Below are 14,155 nucleotides of genomic sequence, written 5' to 3' on the forward strand. Positions count from 1 at the left end.
GTCAGTCCCGTCGCGGGCAGCCCGCGCAGGGCTGGCACCCGGGCAGCGCATAGAGCAGGCAGCACGACTGCCGCTCCGGTGGCGGAGCGCCCGCCAGCCGGGCGAGCGAGATCTCCCACATGTCCTCGACCATGCCGAGGCGCTGGAGGCTGGACATCTTCGTCGGCGAGGGCAGGTCGGTCGCGATGGCCCGCGCCGTCGCGGCGTAGGCCTCGTACGCCACGTCGAGCCGCTCGACGTCGTCCTCGACCCTGCGATGGTCGCCCGGGCGCACCTGCACCGCGACCGGGTAGAGATAGGTCGGGTCCAGACCGATCGACCACAGCCCCGGATCGGTCGACAGGACGAAGGGGGTCAGCCGCGCCGCGGCCGAGACGACCGTGGCGAGCGGGTCGATGAGGTACTGCAGGACGAAGGCCGACGGCATGCCCGGCGGGGCGGTGCCCGACTGCGCGATCGTCAGCTCGCGATAGGTCTCGATCCACCCGGGCGCGATCTGCAGGGCCTGCGCCAGGGGCACGCCGAGGTCCGGGTCACCGTGGTCGGCGACCCGGACCTGGAGGACGGCGAGGGCCCGGTCCAGGGGCGCGAGGGCCTCGCGCAGCCCGGGGGCCGTGGTGGGGTGGATCAGCCGTTGGCCTTGGCGTAGGCGTCGCGCACCTTCTGGCTGATGCGCCCGCGGTCGGAGACCTCGTGGCCGTTGGACCGGGCCCACTCGCGGATCTTGGTCAGGTCGCCGCTGCTGGATCGCGAGCCGGACGAGCCGCCGCTGCTCTTGCGGCCGGAGACGCGACGGCCGGCACCGACGTACCCGGCGAGGGCGTCGCGCAGGGCCGCGGCATTCTTGTCGTTGAGGTCGATCTCGTAGTTCACGCCGTCGAGGCCGAAGGTGACGGTCTCGGTGGCGTCACCACCGTCGAGATCGTCCTCGAGGATGATCTGCACACGCTGTGCCATGGTCAGGTCCAATCGCTGAGGGAATTGAATACGCCCCCACGATAGTCATTCTTTTGGCGAATCTCCCGTTTCATCCACAGCCTTCTCCGATGCCGTGGATCCATTCTCCTCACGGGCGGCCTTTTGCTCGGCATTCCACTTCGCGAGGGCCTTTCGCTCACTGCGATCCGCCTCGATCATGTAGCGAATGATCCAGTAGAAGAGAAAGGCCACACCGACGGTCGGCAACAATGCCGCCGCATAGGTCCAGTACTCACCGATGACATCCATCTCAGGCCTCGGGCTTCAGGTGCGGGAAGAGGATGGTCTCGCGGATCCCCGCGCCGGTGAAGAGCATGATGAGGCGGTCGATGCCCAGGCCGAGCCCACCCATGGGCGGCGCACCGAACTCCAGCGCGCGCAGGAAGTCCTCGTCCAGCTGCATCGCCTCGTCGTCACCCGCGGCCGCCCGTCGGGACTGCTCCTCGAGCACCTCCCGCTGGATGACCGGGTCGATGAGCTCGGAAAAGGCGGTGCCCCGCTCGACCCCGCCGATGAAGAGGTCCCAGGCCTCGATCTGGCCCGGCTTGTCGCGGTGCGGGCGCGCCAGCGGCTGCGCGATCGCCGGGTAGTCGCAGATGAAGGTCGGCTGCACGCAGGTCGGCTCGACGAGCTCGGCGACCAGCTCCATGGCGGTCTTGCCCGCCTCCCACGAGGGGTCGACCTCGACCCCCTTAGCCGCCGCGATCTCCCTCAGGCGCTCGACCGGCGTCTCGACGTCGACCTGCTCGCCGACGGCCTCGCTCAGCCCGTCGTAGAAGGAGAGCCAGCGCCACTCACCCCCGAGGTCGACCTCACCGGCGGGCGTGGTCACCACGCGCGTGCCGGCCACGTCGGCGGCGGCCAGGTGCAATTCCTTGATCAGCTCGGCCATCGTGAACTGGTCACCCCAGGCCTCATATGCCTCGAGCGAGGTGAATTCCGGAGAATGCGTCGAGTCGACACCTTCGTTGCGGAAAAGGCGGCCCATCTCGTAGACCCGGTCGACGCCACCGACGACCGCCTTCTTGAGCGGCAGCTCGAGGGCAATGCGCAGCGACATCTTCTGGTCGAAGGCATTCATGTGGGTGTCGAAAGGACGTGCGGCCGCACCACCGTGCACCAGCTGCAGCACGGGCGTCTCGATCTCGATGAACTGACGGGCGTGCAGCGTCTCGCGGATGGCACGCACGATGCCGGCCCGCAGCCGCACCATGTCGCGTGCCTCCTGGCGCACGACGAGGTCGGCATAGCGCTGGCGCACCCGCGCCTCCTCGGACAGCTCCTTGTGCAGCACCGGCAGGGGGCGCAGCGCCTTGGACGCCATGACCCACGAGGTCGCCATGACCGACAGCTCGCCGCGGCGGGAGCGGATGACCCGACCGGTGACGGCGACGTGGTCGCCGAGGTCGACGTCGGACTTCCACGCCGCGAGCGACTCCTCGCCGACCTCGGCGAGCGAGAGCATGACCTGCAGGCGGGTCCCGATGCCCTCCTGCAGCGCGGCGAAGGCGAGCTTGCCCGTGTTGCGCACGAACATCACGCGCCCGGCGACGGTGACGACGTCCTGCGTCTCCTCACCGGTCTCGAGGTGCTCCCACCCGGCCACGACGTCGGCGAGGGAGTGCGTGCGCCCCACGGTGACCGGGTAGGCGTCCGTGCCGTCGGCGAGGAGTCGGTCGCGCTTGGCGCGACGGATGCGCATCTGCTCGGGCAGCTCGTCGTCGACAGGGGTCTCGTTGGGCGTCTCACTCACGGGAGACCACGATATCCGCGACCTCCGCGGGGCCCGAATCCCGCCGCAGTGTCCTCAGTCGCGCTCCCGCAGCACCTGCCACCCGAGCAGGGCCACACCGGCGAGCAGGACGAGCGGCCCGGCGTCGACGGCGTCGGCCATGAGCACGGCCCCGGCCCCGAGCAGCGCGAGGTCGGTGCCGAGCAGCAGCCGTTGGACGAGGCCGACGTGCACCGCCCCACCCGGTGTGGAGAGCGCGACGCCCAGGCCGGGGGGCGGGTCGCACGCCCGCATCCCGCCAGCGGTGGCGGCGAGCGCGAGGAGCACCGGCGCCCACCAGGGCAGGCCGAGCGGCGCGAGCGCGACGGCCGCCCCCACCACCGCGAGGACGAAGGGGGGACCCGCCAGGACCGCGGTCACCGCGGCGGGGTGGGCCGGCAGAGCACGACGCAACCCCGGGGCGGTCAGCCACGCCGTGAGGCCGCCGGCGCTGACGCGGACGACCGCGAGGACCGCGAGCGCCGCGAGCAGGGTCCCGGCCAGCCGTCCGAGCAGCAGGCCGGCGACGAGAGCACCGAGGCAGGTGATGAGCGCTGCCAGCACCTGCACGGGTCGGCGTCGCAGCGCCCACAGCTCGTGGACGAGGACGGCCATGGCCCCTGTGCCCGCGCCCCGGCGGCTCGGGTGGCGTCCTCGCCGAGCCACCCGACCGCGCGAGGCGAGGACCTCGAGGGCCACGGTGTCGAGCATCGTCGTGGCGGCGGTGAACGCCTGCACGACCTGCCCGGCCCGCATCAGCTCCGCGTCGGGGACGGCCCGCGCCGCCCGCCGCAGGACCGGTGCGCCGCCCTGGCGATGCAGTGCGATCGGCACCAGCACGACGCAGAGCAGGGCACCGACCGCCGCGCAGGCGATCACCACGACCGCGGGCGCCGGGCTCGACCCGACGCCTCGCGCCACGGCGAACCCCACGAGCACGCCCCAGCTCGCGGCCAGCACGACGGCGACGCCCACGACCCGCAGCACCCGGCCGCGCAGGAGCAGCCCGCGGTCGGCGGGTGACGAGACCATCCAGGTCGCCTCGCTCGGGTCGGTCGACACGGGACCGACCCAGCGCAGGCCCGCGACGGCGGCCAGCAGCCCAAGTCCTGTGGCGCCGAGCGCCACGAGGGCGTACCCGCCGGGGTCGAGGCAGACCGCGGTGTCGCAGTCCGGTCGCAAGATCGCCGGGCCCGTGGCGGCGAAGAGCATCGTCAGCATCGTCGCCGCGATGAAGATCCCGACGTACCAGTCCTGCACGACCTGCATCGGGCTGGGGGCGTGCGTCGCGCGACGACGCTCGCGCAGCAACTGGCGGGCCGCATCGAGGTCGCCGACGAAGGGGTCCGCGGCACCGGTCCGCGGCTCCCCGGGCGATGCCTCGGGCAGCACCTCAGACATCACCCTCGAGGGCCACGACCCGGGCTCCGCTGCGCCGCACGACCTCGGGGTCGTGGCAGGCGACAAGGACGGCCCGTCCCGCGGCGGCATGGCCGGCGAGCCAGTCACCCAGCCACGCGCGGCCCAGGTCGTCGAGCCGCTGCTCCGGCTCGTCGGCGAGCAGGAGCGCCCAGGGCCGGACCATGGCCGTCGCGAGGGCGAAGCGCTGCGCCTGCCCGGACGACAGCGTCCTCGGCAGCTGGTCGGCGACGTGCTCGATGCGCGCCTCGTCGAGGGCGCCGGCGACGACCGCGTCGGGGTCGGTGACCGCGTGGCCGCGGGCGAGCAGGTCGAGGTGCTCCGCGACGGTGAGGTCCGGCAGCACACCGAGGTCACCGAGGACGGCGCACAGCGCGCGGCGGGTCTGCGGCTGGCGGGTGTCGAGCGGGTGATCGCCGAGACGGACCTCGCCGGCGTCGGGGGTCTCGGCGCCGACGACGCACCGCAGCGCGGTCGACTTGCCGACACCGTTGGGGCCGACGAGGGCGACGACCTCACCGGCCGCCACGTCGAGGTCGAGACCGGCGAGGACCGTGCGCCCGCTGAAGTCCTTGGCCAGACCCCGGACGCTCAGCACGACGCGACGAGGTCGAGCGCCAGGTCGATGATCGGCGAGGAGTGGGTCAACGCCCCGACGCTCATGAAGTCGATGCCGGTGCCGCCGTAGGCCGCGGCCACCTCCAGCGTCAGCCCGCCCGTCGCCTCGATCTCGACGACCTCACCCCGCTGCTCGCCCCACGCCCGGACGGCCTCGACCGTCGTGCGGAGTAGGTCGACGGACATGTTGTCGCACATGAGGAACCGGGACCCGACCTCCAACGCCTCGATCGCCTGCTCGGTGGTCTCCACCTCGACCTCGATCGTCACGTCGGGGAATCGCTTGCGGATCGCGGTGAACGCGGCCGCCACTCCCCCGGCGGCGAGCACGTGGTTGTCCTTGACCATGGCGACGTCGAAGAGGCCCATCCGCTTGTTGGTCCCACCCCCGGCGCGCACGGCGTACTTCTCCAGCGCGCGCAGCCCCGGGGTCGTCTTGCGGGTGTCGAGGACCGTGCACCCGGTCCCCTCCAGCGCGTCGGCCCAGCGTCGGGTGTGACTGGCGACGCCGGAGAGCCGCGACATGACGTTGAGCAGGGTGCGCTCGGCCATGAGCACCTGACGGGTCGGTCCCTCGAGGACCGCGATGACGTCACCGGGGCGCAGCCGCGTACCGTCCTCGATCCGCACCTCGACCGACGTGCCTGCCCTGGGGCGCGAGGAACCAGCCTCGACGGAGGTCCCCTGCGTCCTCGCGGCCACCCCCTCCAGCACCAGCTCGATGACCGGTGCGCCGGCGAGCACCCCCTCCTCACGGGCGACGACGTGCCCGGTCGCGCGCTGGTCGGCCGGGATGGTCGCCGTGCTCGTGACGTCGAGCCCCTGTGGTCCGAGGTCCTCCTCGAGCGCGGTGTCGACGAGCCGCCGCGCGGCGTCGAGCGGGAAGTCGAGCGTGCTCACTGGGTGCCCTCCTGCGGGTCCTCGTCGTCCTCCTCGTCGCCCTCCGGCCAGGCGAGGTCGACGTCGAGCCGGATGACGGCCGGCTCCCCGTCGTACGGGTCCCGCACGTGCACGAGGTGGGCCGACCACTGCGCGTCGTCGTGCTCGGGGTGGTCGCGGCGCACGTGCCCTCCGCGGGTCTCCTCGCGCAGGTGGGCGGCGGTGGCCAGCGACTGCCCGAGGTGCAGCAGGTTGGTCGTCTCCCACGACAGCGGACCGGGCTCGGCCTCGTCGCCGGGCAGGCGGGCGAGTCCGGCGAGCGCCTCGAGCGCCTCCTCGGTGGACGCGGCGGAGCGAAGGGGGCCCACCCCCTTCGTCATGATCCGTTGCAGCTCGCGGCGGTGCCGGGAGTCGAGGAGGGCGCTGCCCCCTTCGACCGTCGTGGGCGTGGCCGGCAGCTCACCGGCGCCGAGCCTGCGGGTGAGGTCCTCGGCGATCCGGTGGGCGAAGACGAGCCCCTCGAGCAGCGAGTTGCTCGCGAGGCGGTTGGCACCGTGGACGCCCGTGCACGAGACCTCGCCGCACGCGTAGAGGCCCTCGAGGTTGGTCCGGCCGCGCAGGTCGGTGCGCACGCCGCCGGAGGCGTAGTGCTGCGCCGGCGCGACGGGGATCGGTTCGGTCGCGGGGTCGATCCCGAGCTCGCGGCAGCGCGCGACGATCGTCGGGAACCGCTGCTCCAGGAACTCCCCGCCGAGGTGGCGGGCATCGAGGTACACGTGGTCGGTGCCCGTGGCCTCCATGCGCTCGAGGATCGCGCGGGCGACGACGTCGCGGGGGGCGAGGTCGGCCATCGGGTGCAGCCCGGTCATGAAGGCTTCGCCGTCGGCGTCGACGAGGACCGCTCCCTCGCCACGCACCGCCTCCGAGACGAGCGGCTGCTGGCCCGTCGCGCCCTCACCGAGGTGCATGACGGTGGGGTGGAACTGGACGAACTCGAGGTCGGCGAGCGCGGCGCCGGCGCGCAGCGCGGCGGCCATGCCGTCGCCGGTGGCGACCGGGGGGTTGGTCGTCGCGGAGTAGATCTGGCCGAGCCCGCCGGTCGCGAGCACGACCGCCCGCGCGTGGGCCGCACCGATGCCGTCGATCTCGCCCTCGCCGATGACGTGCACGGTCGCGCCACCGACGGCGCCGTCCGCGGTCGTCAGCAGGTCGACGACGAGCGCGTGCTCGATGACCTCGATGCCGGGGTCGGCGCGCACGGCCTCGAGCTGGGCGATGAGCGCCCGCGAGATCTCGGCCCCGGTCGCGTCGCCGCCGGCGTGGGCGATCCGGTCGCGGTGGTGGCCGCCTTCGCGGGTCAGCGTGATCTCGCCGGCCGCGTCGGTGTCGAACCGTGCGCCGAGACCGATCAGCTCGCGCACCCGCGCCGGGCCCTCGGTGACGAGGACCTCGACGGCCGACTCGTCGCACAGGCCGACGCCGGCGACGAGGGTGTCGTCGAGGTGCTCCTCCGGCGAGTCCTCCGGGGCAAGGGCTGCGGCGATGCCGCCCTGGGCCCAGGTCGTCGACCCGGCCGACAGCTCGGTCTTGGTGACGAGCAGGACCCGGTCGACGTGCTCGCGCAGCCGCAGGGCGCACGTCAGGCCGGCGATGCCGGACCCGACGACGAGCACGTCCGCCTGCGTCGTCCACCCCGCCGTCGGCGAGGTGAGGTAGCGCGGGAGGGCGAAGGGGGCGTCAGGCACCTGCCGAGCCGTCCGCGGGGTGCTCGCGGTGGGTGACGGCCGAGGTCTTCAGCCCGTAGCCGTCGGGCACGTCACCGGCGTCGTGGTACTGCTCGACGATCCGGTTGTCGCCGTCGACGAAGACGACATTGGGCTCGAAGGTCCGCGCCTCGTCGTCGTCCATCGCGGCGTAGGCGATGATGATGACGATGTCACCTGGCGAGACGAGCCGGGCGGCCGCGCCGTTGATGCACACGATGCCGCTGCCGCGCTCGCCCTCGATGGCGTAGGTCGTCAGGCGCGAGCCGTTGTCGACGTCGACGACGTCGACCTGCTGGCCGGGGAGCATCCCGGCGGCGTCCATGAGGTCCATGTCGATCGTCAGCGACCCGACGTAGTGCAGGTCGGCCTGGGTGACCGTGGCCCGGTGGATCTTGCTGTGGAGCATGAAGCGCTGCACGAGGATGTCCTTCGTCTCGGCGGTTGACCGTTGGCCAGTCTCTCAGAATCCGCGGCGTCACCAGCGCGGTGCGGCCTCCGGGTGGTCGGAGAAGACCTCGCGCGCCCCGCCCCCGGGCCCGACGTGGACCGGCAGGTTGTCGATGAGCCGGGTCGTGCCGACCTTGGCGGCGACGGCGAGCAGGGCCTCGCCCTTGTACCACTCGGGCACGTGGTCGAGCGTCGTCGGATGGACGAGCACGAGGTAGTCGACGAGGGCGAGCGGCTCCTCCACGAGCACCTCGCGGGCGGCGCGCCGCACGGCGGAGGGACCCTCCTCGGCGCGGGCCGCCCCGGCACGCAGCGCCCGGGAGAGCGCGAGCGCCGTCTCCCGGTCGCTCTCGGAGAGGTACATGTTGCGGCTGCTGAGGGCCAGGCCGTCCTCCTCGCGGACCGTGGGGACCGCGACGACGGTGGCGGGGAAGTCGATGTCGCGCGCCATCCGACGGATGAGGAGCAGCTGCTGGGCGTCCTTCTGCCCGAAGTAGAAGAGGTCGCCCGCGGTCAGGTGCATGAGCTTGGCGACGACCGTGAGCATGCCGTCGAAGTGACCCGGCCTGGACTGCCCCTCGAGCACGTCACCGAGCGGACCCGCCGAGATGCGCACGCCGGGGTCGCCGTCGGGGTAGATGACGTCGGGCGTCGGCGCGAAGACGAGGTCGACCCCTTCACGGGTGCAGATCTCCAGGTCGGCGTCGAAGGTGCGCGGGTAGCGCGACAGGTCCTCCTTGGGCCCGAACTGCAGCGGGTTGAGGAAGATCGTCACGACGACGTGCCGGGCGCGCTCGCGGGCGGTGCGGATGAGCCGCGCGTGGCCCTCGTGGAGCGCGCCCATCGTCATGACGACCGCGACCTCGCCGTCGGTGAGGTCGGCGCGGGCGGTGGCCAACTCGTCGCGCGTGCGGGCGACGACGGGGGCGGTGGTCATCGGGTCTCCTCGTCGAGGGCGGTCAGGATCGTGCGGGCAGCATCCTCGCGCAGTCGGCCGGCGCGGGCGGCCCGCAGCGCGGTCGCCCGGGCCTGCGCCCGGTAGGCGGGGGCGATGTCCTCCGCCAGTGGGCCCAGCTCCGTCAGGTGCGCCGACACGGTACCGGCATCGCCGCGCGCCACCGGACCGGTGAGGGCCGCGTCGCCCGAGGAGAGCGCGTTGTCCAGGCTCGCCTGCAGCAGCGGGCGCAGCACCCGGTCGGCCGGCTCGATGCCCGCCGAGCGCAGGACCTCCATCGCCTGGGCGACGAGCGTGACCATGTGGTTGCTGCCGTGCGCGAGGGCTGCGTGGTAGCGACCGCGCGCCTCCTCCGCCACCCACACCGGCTCCCCGCCCATCTCGACGACGAGCGCCTCGGCGACCGGCCGCAGCTCGTCCGGTGTCGTGATGCCGAAGCAGCACTCGCTGAGGCGCGCGAGGTCGAGGCTGGTCCCGGTGAAGGTCATCGCGGGGTGGATCGCCATCGGCAGCAGCCGGTCGGCGACCGGGGCGAAGGGGGTCAGCCCGTGCCGCCCCGAGGTGTGGGCCACGAGCTGTCCGGTCACCCAGGTGTCGGTGGCGTGCAGACCGGCGACGAGGTCGGTCAGGGCGTCGTCGGGCACGGCGAGCAGCACGAGCTGGGCGGAGCGCACGACCTCGGGGACGGGCAGCACGGGGACGCCCGGCAGGAGGACCTCCGCACGGTCGCGGGAGGCGTCGGAGACCGCGGAGACGGTGACGACCTCGTGGCCCGCCGAGCGCAGCGCCGCGCCCAGGACCGCACCGACCCGTCCGGCGCCGACGACACCGACGCGCAGCGTCGGTCGGTGGCGGGGCGCGGGAGGGGGCTGCGGTGCAGGGCTGCTCACCGCCCCGACGCTACCCGCCCCCTTCGCCCGCCCGCCCCTCCGGGCAACCGCCCCCCTTCGCCACCACGAGACTGCATTCCCCTACGGCAATGCAGAGTCTCGACATCAAGAGGTTGCATTTCCCCGGGCAGATGCAAAGTCTCGGCATCAAGAGGTTGCATTTCCCCGGGCAGATGCGCGCGGGCGGGGGCGGGCGGTGGTGGACAATGCGGCGGTGCGGACGTGGGAGCAGGCGTGGGCGGACGCCCTGTACGGCGAAGGGGGGTTCTACCGGCGCCCGGAGGGCCCGGCCGGGCACTTCGCCACCTCGGCCAACGGTCCCGCGGCCGACCTCCTCGCGGGCGCCCTCCTCGAGCTGGCCCGTCGGCACGGCCTCACGACCATCGTCGACGTCGGGTGCGGGCGCGGCGAGTTGCTGGGTGCCCTTGCGGCACAGGCGGATCCGTCCACACGGCTCGTCGGCGTCGATGTCGTGGAGGCCCCGAGCGACCTGCCGGCGCGGGTCGAGTGGGTCCGCTCCCCCGGCGGCGTGGACCTGCCGGACCTCGGCTCACCGACCGACGCGTTGGTCCTCGCGCACGAGTGGCTCGACGTCGTGCCGTGCCCGGTCGCCGAAGTCGACGAGCACCGCACCCTGCGCACCGTGCTCGTCGACCCGAGGGGGACGGAGTCCCTCGGCGACCCCCTCGACGGTGACGACCTGCGCTGGGCCGACGAGCACTGGCCCGGCCCACGCGCCCCCGGCGACCGGGTCGAGGTCGGCCGCTCGCGCGATGCCGCCTTCGCCGGCCTCGTCGACCGGGTCGCCTCCGGGCTCGTCGTCGCCGTCGACTACGGGCACGAGCGCGGCACCCGCCCGGCCGCGGGCACGCTCGTGGGCTTCGTCGACGGGACCTCGTGCGCACCGGTCCCCGACGGCCGCTGCGACCTCACGGCTCACGTGGCCATGGACTCGCTCGGCGCGGACGACCTGCGCAGCCAGCGGCAGGTCCTGCGCGACCTGGGCGTCGACGGCACCCGGCCCACGCTCGACCTCGCCCGCAGCGACCCCGCCGGCTACCTCGCCGACCTCGCCCGGGCCTCCCGGGCCGCGGCGCTCACGGGCCCGGGGCCGGGCGACTTCGTCTGGGCGTCACGACGGGTCGGCTGACCCTGTGGTCGCGGAGGTCTCCTCCACCTCGTCGCGCGGCGCGAGCAGGTCGACCAGGCTCGACGCGATGAGCGGCTGCCCGGCGGCCGAGGGGTGCAGCCCGTCGAGGTAGTACTGCGAGCTCGGGTCCGCCTGCGGCAGGACGACGGACAGGTCGACGTAGCTCACCCCGTCGTGCTCCGTCCGCTGCTGCATCTGGCGCAGGAAGTCCGCCCACGGCTCGCGACCGGGGTCCGGGGCGGGTGTGAACCAGCCGACGAGCAGGATCGGCCCCTCGTAGCCCATGCCGCGGGCCTGCTGGATGATCTGGTCGAGGCTGCGGCCGAACTCCTCGGCCCCTGTGTCGGCCCGTCGGTCGTTGAACCCCAGCGGCACGAGCAGCAGGTCCGGGTCGAGGGAGAGGGTGTCGCGCAGGTAGGTCGGTGTCTGGGCGATCGTCCGTGCGGCGACGCCGGAGCGGGACGCGTCGAGCACGTGCACGCAGCGTCCGCGATCGCCGCGGTAGGGCGTGAGGTCGGTGACGGTGGTCCACTTCGTGCTCGAGGGCGGAAGGGGGTTGCGCACGGTGATCGTGTGCGTCCCGGGGCCGAGGTCACCCGAGGACCACACCTTGCGCTGGGCCTGCGGGTCGGTGTCGGTCGAGACGGCGATGGCGTCGCTGGGTGGCTGCCCGTCGACCTCGATCCGCAGCGGTCCCCCGGCGAACCGGGTGCGGTAGCCGACGTCGACGGAGCGGGCCGCCACCGTCCAGGTGACCGACGCGCCCGGGGCGAGGGTGAGCCCACGACCCCCCGGGCCGACCGTCGGCGCGCTGAGGGTGCGGCCGGCGACGACCGGGTCCGGCAGCGTCGGGGCGCGGTAGTCGGCCGGGACGAGGGAGGTGGTGCCGTGCCACCCCCCGGGCGAGGTCGGACAGCCCGCGACGCCGGCACGGCCCCGCAGACCGGCCTGCAGCCGGTCGACCCACCGACGCTCGAGGTGGTCCGACAGTCCGTAGCCCTCGCTCACGGAGTCGCCGAGAACCACGGCACGCGCGGGCTCGTCGTCGGAGTCGCGCACCGCCTCGAACCACGGGTCCAGCACCGCACGGGACTCGACCGCGGCCGTCCCCGTGGCGCTCTCCCCTTCGCCCGTCCCGTCGCTGCACCCCGCGAGCAGGGTGAGGCCGAGCACGAGGGCGCTCGCCCCCGCACCCGCACGGCGCGTCCTGCTGGGCACCCGACCATCGTGCCCCGTCGGCCCCGCCTGACGCATACTGGCGGGCATGACGAGCGCACCGGGCCCCGGCACCCGGACCCTCGACGTCGGGGTGGGCGACGGGTCCCTGGCCAGCGCCGACATGGTGCTCAACATCGGCCCCCAGCACCCGGCCACCCACGGCGTGCTGCGCCTGCGCGTCGTCCTCGACGGCGAGCGCATCGTCTCCGCGGACCCGATCGTCGGGTACATGCACCGGGGCGCCGAAAAGCTCTTCGAGGTGCGCGACTACCGCCAGATCACCGTCCTGGCCAACCGGCACGACTGGCTGTCGGCCTTCGGCAACGAGCTGGGCGTCGTGCTCGGCGTCGAGGCGATGCTCGGCATGGAGATCCCCGAGCGGGCGACGTGGGCACGCACCCTGCTCGCGGAGCTCAACCGGGTGCTCAACCACCTGATGTTCCTCGGCTCCTACCCGCTGGAGCTCGGCGCGATGACGCCGATCTTCTACTCCTTCCGCGAGCGCGAGGAGATCCAGGCGGTCATGGAGGAGATCTCCGGCGGGCGGATGCACTTCATGTTCAACCGGGTCGGGGGGCTCAAGGAGGACCTGCCCGCCGGGTGGCTCGACCGGGTGACCGCGGCCGTCGCCGCGGTCCGCGCCCGGATGCCGCAGCTGGAGTCGCTCATCGTCGGCAACGAGATCCTCGAGGCGCGCACGCGCGGGGTGGGCGTGCTGCCCCCTTCGCTCGCCGAGGCCTACGGGGTCTCCGGGCCGATCGCGCGGGCGAGCGGGGTCGACCTCGACCTGCGTCGCGACGCGCCCTACCTCGCCTACGGCGAGCTCTTCGACGAAGGGGGTCCCGGCCGCGTCGTCCTGCGCTCGGCGGGCGACTCGCTGGCCCGCCTGGAGGTGTTGCTCGAGCAGACCCACGTGAGCCTCGACCTCGCCGATGCCTGCGTCGACCGGCTGCGCTCCCTCGAGCGGGGTCCGATCAACCAGCGCCTGCCCAAGGTGCTCAAGGTGCCCGAGGGCGAGCGCTATACCGCCACGGAGAACCCACTCGGGCTCAACGGCTACCACTTGGTCTCCCGGGGCGACAAGACGCCCTGGCGGCTGAAGCTGCGCTCCGCCTCCTTCAGCAACGTGCAGGTGCTGCGCGAACTGCTGCCCGGCTGCCTCGTCGCCGACATGGTCTCGGTGCTGGGCTCGATGTTCTTCGTCGTCGGCGACGTCGACAAGTAGTGGGCGGACGAGACCGGCGTCACGTGACCAGCGGGTAATAAAAGTCTGCGAAAAGGTTGTGAGCCCTCTCAGGGGCCGGTAAGTTGACGACCGACAGACGTCGTCCCTCCGGGCTGACGCGAGCAACGATGCAAGGGGAGAACATGGCCAAGCGCCTCAAGACCCGCCTGTCCGCAGGTGCCGCCCTCGTCACGGGGCTGAGCGCCTTCGGTGTCGGCCTGATGGCGACGCCGGCCCAGGCCGCCACGGTGACGCAGCAGTACGAGTGCACCTACAGCGTGCTCAACATCGGCGAGGTCGAGGGCGACCCCAGCGTCTCCGTCGAGCTGACCGCCGACATCCCGGCCGAGGCCGAGACCGGTGACGTCATCGAGTCCGCCGTCACCGCCACGGTGACGATCCCCGACTCCCGTCGCGACTCCCTCTACGGGCTGCTCGCGGTGCGCTCCGTCGATGGCCCCAACGCCGCGACCGCGGCCGCCGAGGCCGACAGCGGCCTGAACGCGCAGGACGCGCGCAACCAGGCCACCTTCACCATCGCCGACGCCACCGAGAGCGCGGACGGCGTCATGCCGCTCGAGGTCCCGATGACCGACGTGCCGGCCAGCGGCGAGCTCGTCGTGACCGCCACCGGAGCCATCGAGCCGACCGAGCTGACCCGCGCGGGTGAGTACACGATCACCGCCGGCGACTTCCAGGCCTACATCCGCGGCTACGGCGAGGACGGCGGCTACAAGACCAACGTCACGCTCAACTGCACCAACGTCTCGGAGAACTCGCAGATCGCCACCGTCACGGTGACCGAGGGCAGCACCGAGCCGACGTCGCCGGACCCGAGC

The 14,155-nt window shown here is 73.1% G+C and carries 15 protein-coding genes; 3 read left to right on the top strand and 12 right to left on the bottom strand.

What is annotated here, in order from left to right:
* Nucleotide 1: 1 nt before the first annotated feature.
* The 11 genes from JAN01S_RS11960 to JAN01S_RS12010 all read right to left on the bottom strand — a co-directional run bounded on the left by JAN01S_RS11960 (nucleotide 2) and on the right by JAN01S_RS12010 (nucleotide 9,723).
* A complete protein-coding gene (locus JAN01S_RS11960) occupies nucleotides 2-520 on the bottom strand; it encodes a (2Fe-2S)-binding protein (protein ID WP_068318557.1) in 519 nt (172 codons plus the stop codon).
* Nucleotides 521-627: 107 nt separating this feature from the next.
* Nucleotides 628-957, bottom strand: coding sequence for a histone-like nucleoid-structuring protein Lsr2 (locus JAN01S_RS11965; RefSeq protein WP_068318597.1), 330 nt, complete (start codon nucleotides 955-957; stop codon nucleotides 628-630).
* A gap of 45 nt (nucleotides 958-1,002) precedes the next feature.
* Nucleotides 1,003-1,227 carry a hypothetical protein gene (locus JAN01S_RS11970; RefSeq protein WP_068318560.1) on the bottom strand — a complete coding sequence of 75 codons (225 nt, stop codon included), beginning with the start codon at nucleotides 1,225-1,227 and terminating at the stop codon, nucleotides 1,003-1,005.
* Nucleotide 1,228: 1 nt separating this feature from the next.
* A complete protein-coding gene (gene lysS, locus JAN01S_RS11975) occupies nucleotides 1,229-2,680 on the bottom strand; it encodes a lysine--tRNA ligase (RefSeq protein ID WP_084360213.1) in 1,452 nt (483 codons plus the stop codon).
* Nucleotides 2,681-2,785: 105 nt separating this feature from the next.
* Nucleotides 2,786-4,150 carry a DUF6297 family protein gene (locus JAN01S_RS11980; RefSeq protein WP_157075720.1) on the bottom strand — a complete coding sequence of 455 codons (1,365 nt, stop codon included), beginning with the start codon at nucleotides 4,148-4,150 and terminating at the stop codon, nucleotides 2,786-2,788.
* Nucleotides 4,143-4,766, bottom strand: coding sequence for an ABC transporter ATP-binding protein (locus JAN01S_RS11985; RefSeq protein WP_068318571.1), 624 nt, complete (start codon nucleotides 4,764-4,766; stop codon nucleotides 4,143-4,145). The genes JAN01S_RS11980 and JAN01S_RS11985 overlap by 8 nt, the downstream gene beginning before the upstream one ends.
* On the bottom strand, nucleotides 4,760-5,686 hold the full coding sequence (gene nadC, locus JAN01S_RS11990) for a carboxylating nicotinate-nucleotide diphosphorylase (protein ID WP_068318572.1): 927 nt from the start codon (nucleotides 5,684-5,686) through the stop codon (nucleotides 4,760-4,762). Before nadC ends, JAN01S_RS11985 begins: the two co-directional genes overlap by 7 nt.
* Nucleotides 5,683-7,410, bottom strand: a complete 1,728-nt coding sequence (locus JAN01S_RS11995) for an L-aspartate oxidase (RefSeq protein ID WP_084360211.1) — start codon at nucleotides 7,408-7,410, stop codon at nucleotides 5,683-5,685. Before JAN01S_RS11995 ends, nadC begins: the two co-directional genes overlap by 4 nt.
* Nucleotides 7,403-7,849, bottom strand: a complete 447-nt coding sequence (gene panD / locus JAN01S_RS12000; protein ID WP_068318577.1) for an aspartate 1-decarboxylase — start codon at nucleotides 7,847-7,849, stop codon at nucleotides 7,403-7,405. Before panD ends, JAN01S_RS11995 begins: the two co-directional genes overlap by 8 nt.
* 57 nt (nucleotides 7,850-7,906) lie before the next feature.
* On the bottom strand, nucleotides 7,907-8,815 hold the full coding sequence (gene panC / locus JAN01S_RS12005) for a pantoate--beta-alanine ligase (protein ID WP_068318580.1): 909 nt from the start codon (nucleotides 8,813-8,815) through the stop codon (nucleotides 7,907-7,909).
* A complete protein-coding gene (locus tag JAN01S_RS12010; protein ID WP_068318582.1) occupies nucleotides 8,812-9,723 on the bottom strand; it encodes a Rossmann-like and DUF2520 domain-containing protein in 912 nt (303 codons plus the stop codon). Before JAN01S_RS12010 ends, panC begins: the two co-directional genes overlap by 4 nt.
* 214 nt (nucleotides 9,724-9,937) lie before the next feature.
* Here JAN01S_RS12010 and JAN01S_RS12015 point away from each other — a divergent pair, with 214 nt between their 5' ends.
* On the top strand, nucleotides 9,938-10,873 hold the full coding sequence (locus tag JAN01S_RS12015; protein ID WP_068318590.1) for an SAM-dependent methyltransferase: 936 nt from the start codon (nucleotides 9,938-9,940) through the stop codon (nucleotides 10,871-10,873).
* On the opposite strand, the gene JAN01S_RS12020 is transcribed toward JAN01S_RS12015, so the two are convergent.
* Complete coding sequence (locus tag JAN01S_RS12020; RefSeq protein ID WP_169797223.1) at nucleotides 10,856-12,091, bottom strand: SGNH/GDSL hydrolase family protein; 1,236 nt, start codon at nucleotides 12,089-12,091, stop codon at nucleotides 10,856-10,858. The genes JAN01S_RS12015 and JAN01S_RS12020 overlap by 18 nt on opposite strands.
* 46 nt (nucleotides 12,092-12,137) lie before the next feature.
* Between JAN01S_RS12020 and JAN01S_RS12025 the strand changes: the two genes are divergently transcribed.
* Entirely contained in the window at nucleotides 12,138-13,316 is a 1,179-nt protein-coding gene (locus JAN01S_RS12025; protein WP_068318593.1) for an NADH-quinone oxidoreductase subunit D, read from the top strand.
* Nucleotides 13,317-13,459: 143 nt separating this feature from the next.
* The coding region (locus JAN01S_RS12030; protein ID WP_068318595.1) for a DUF6801 domain-containing protein at nucleotides 13,460-14,155 on the top strand (696 nt) is incomplete at its 3' end.

Origin of the sequence: Janibacter anophelis NBRC 107843, from assembly GCF_001570945.1 — a bacterium.
Lineage (GTDB): Bacteria > Actinomycetota > Actinomycetes > Actinomycetales > Dermatophilaceae > Janibacter > Janibacter anophelis.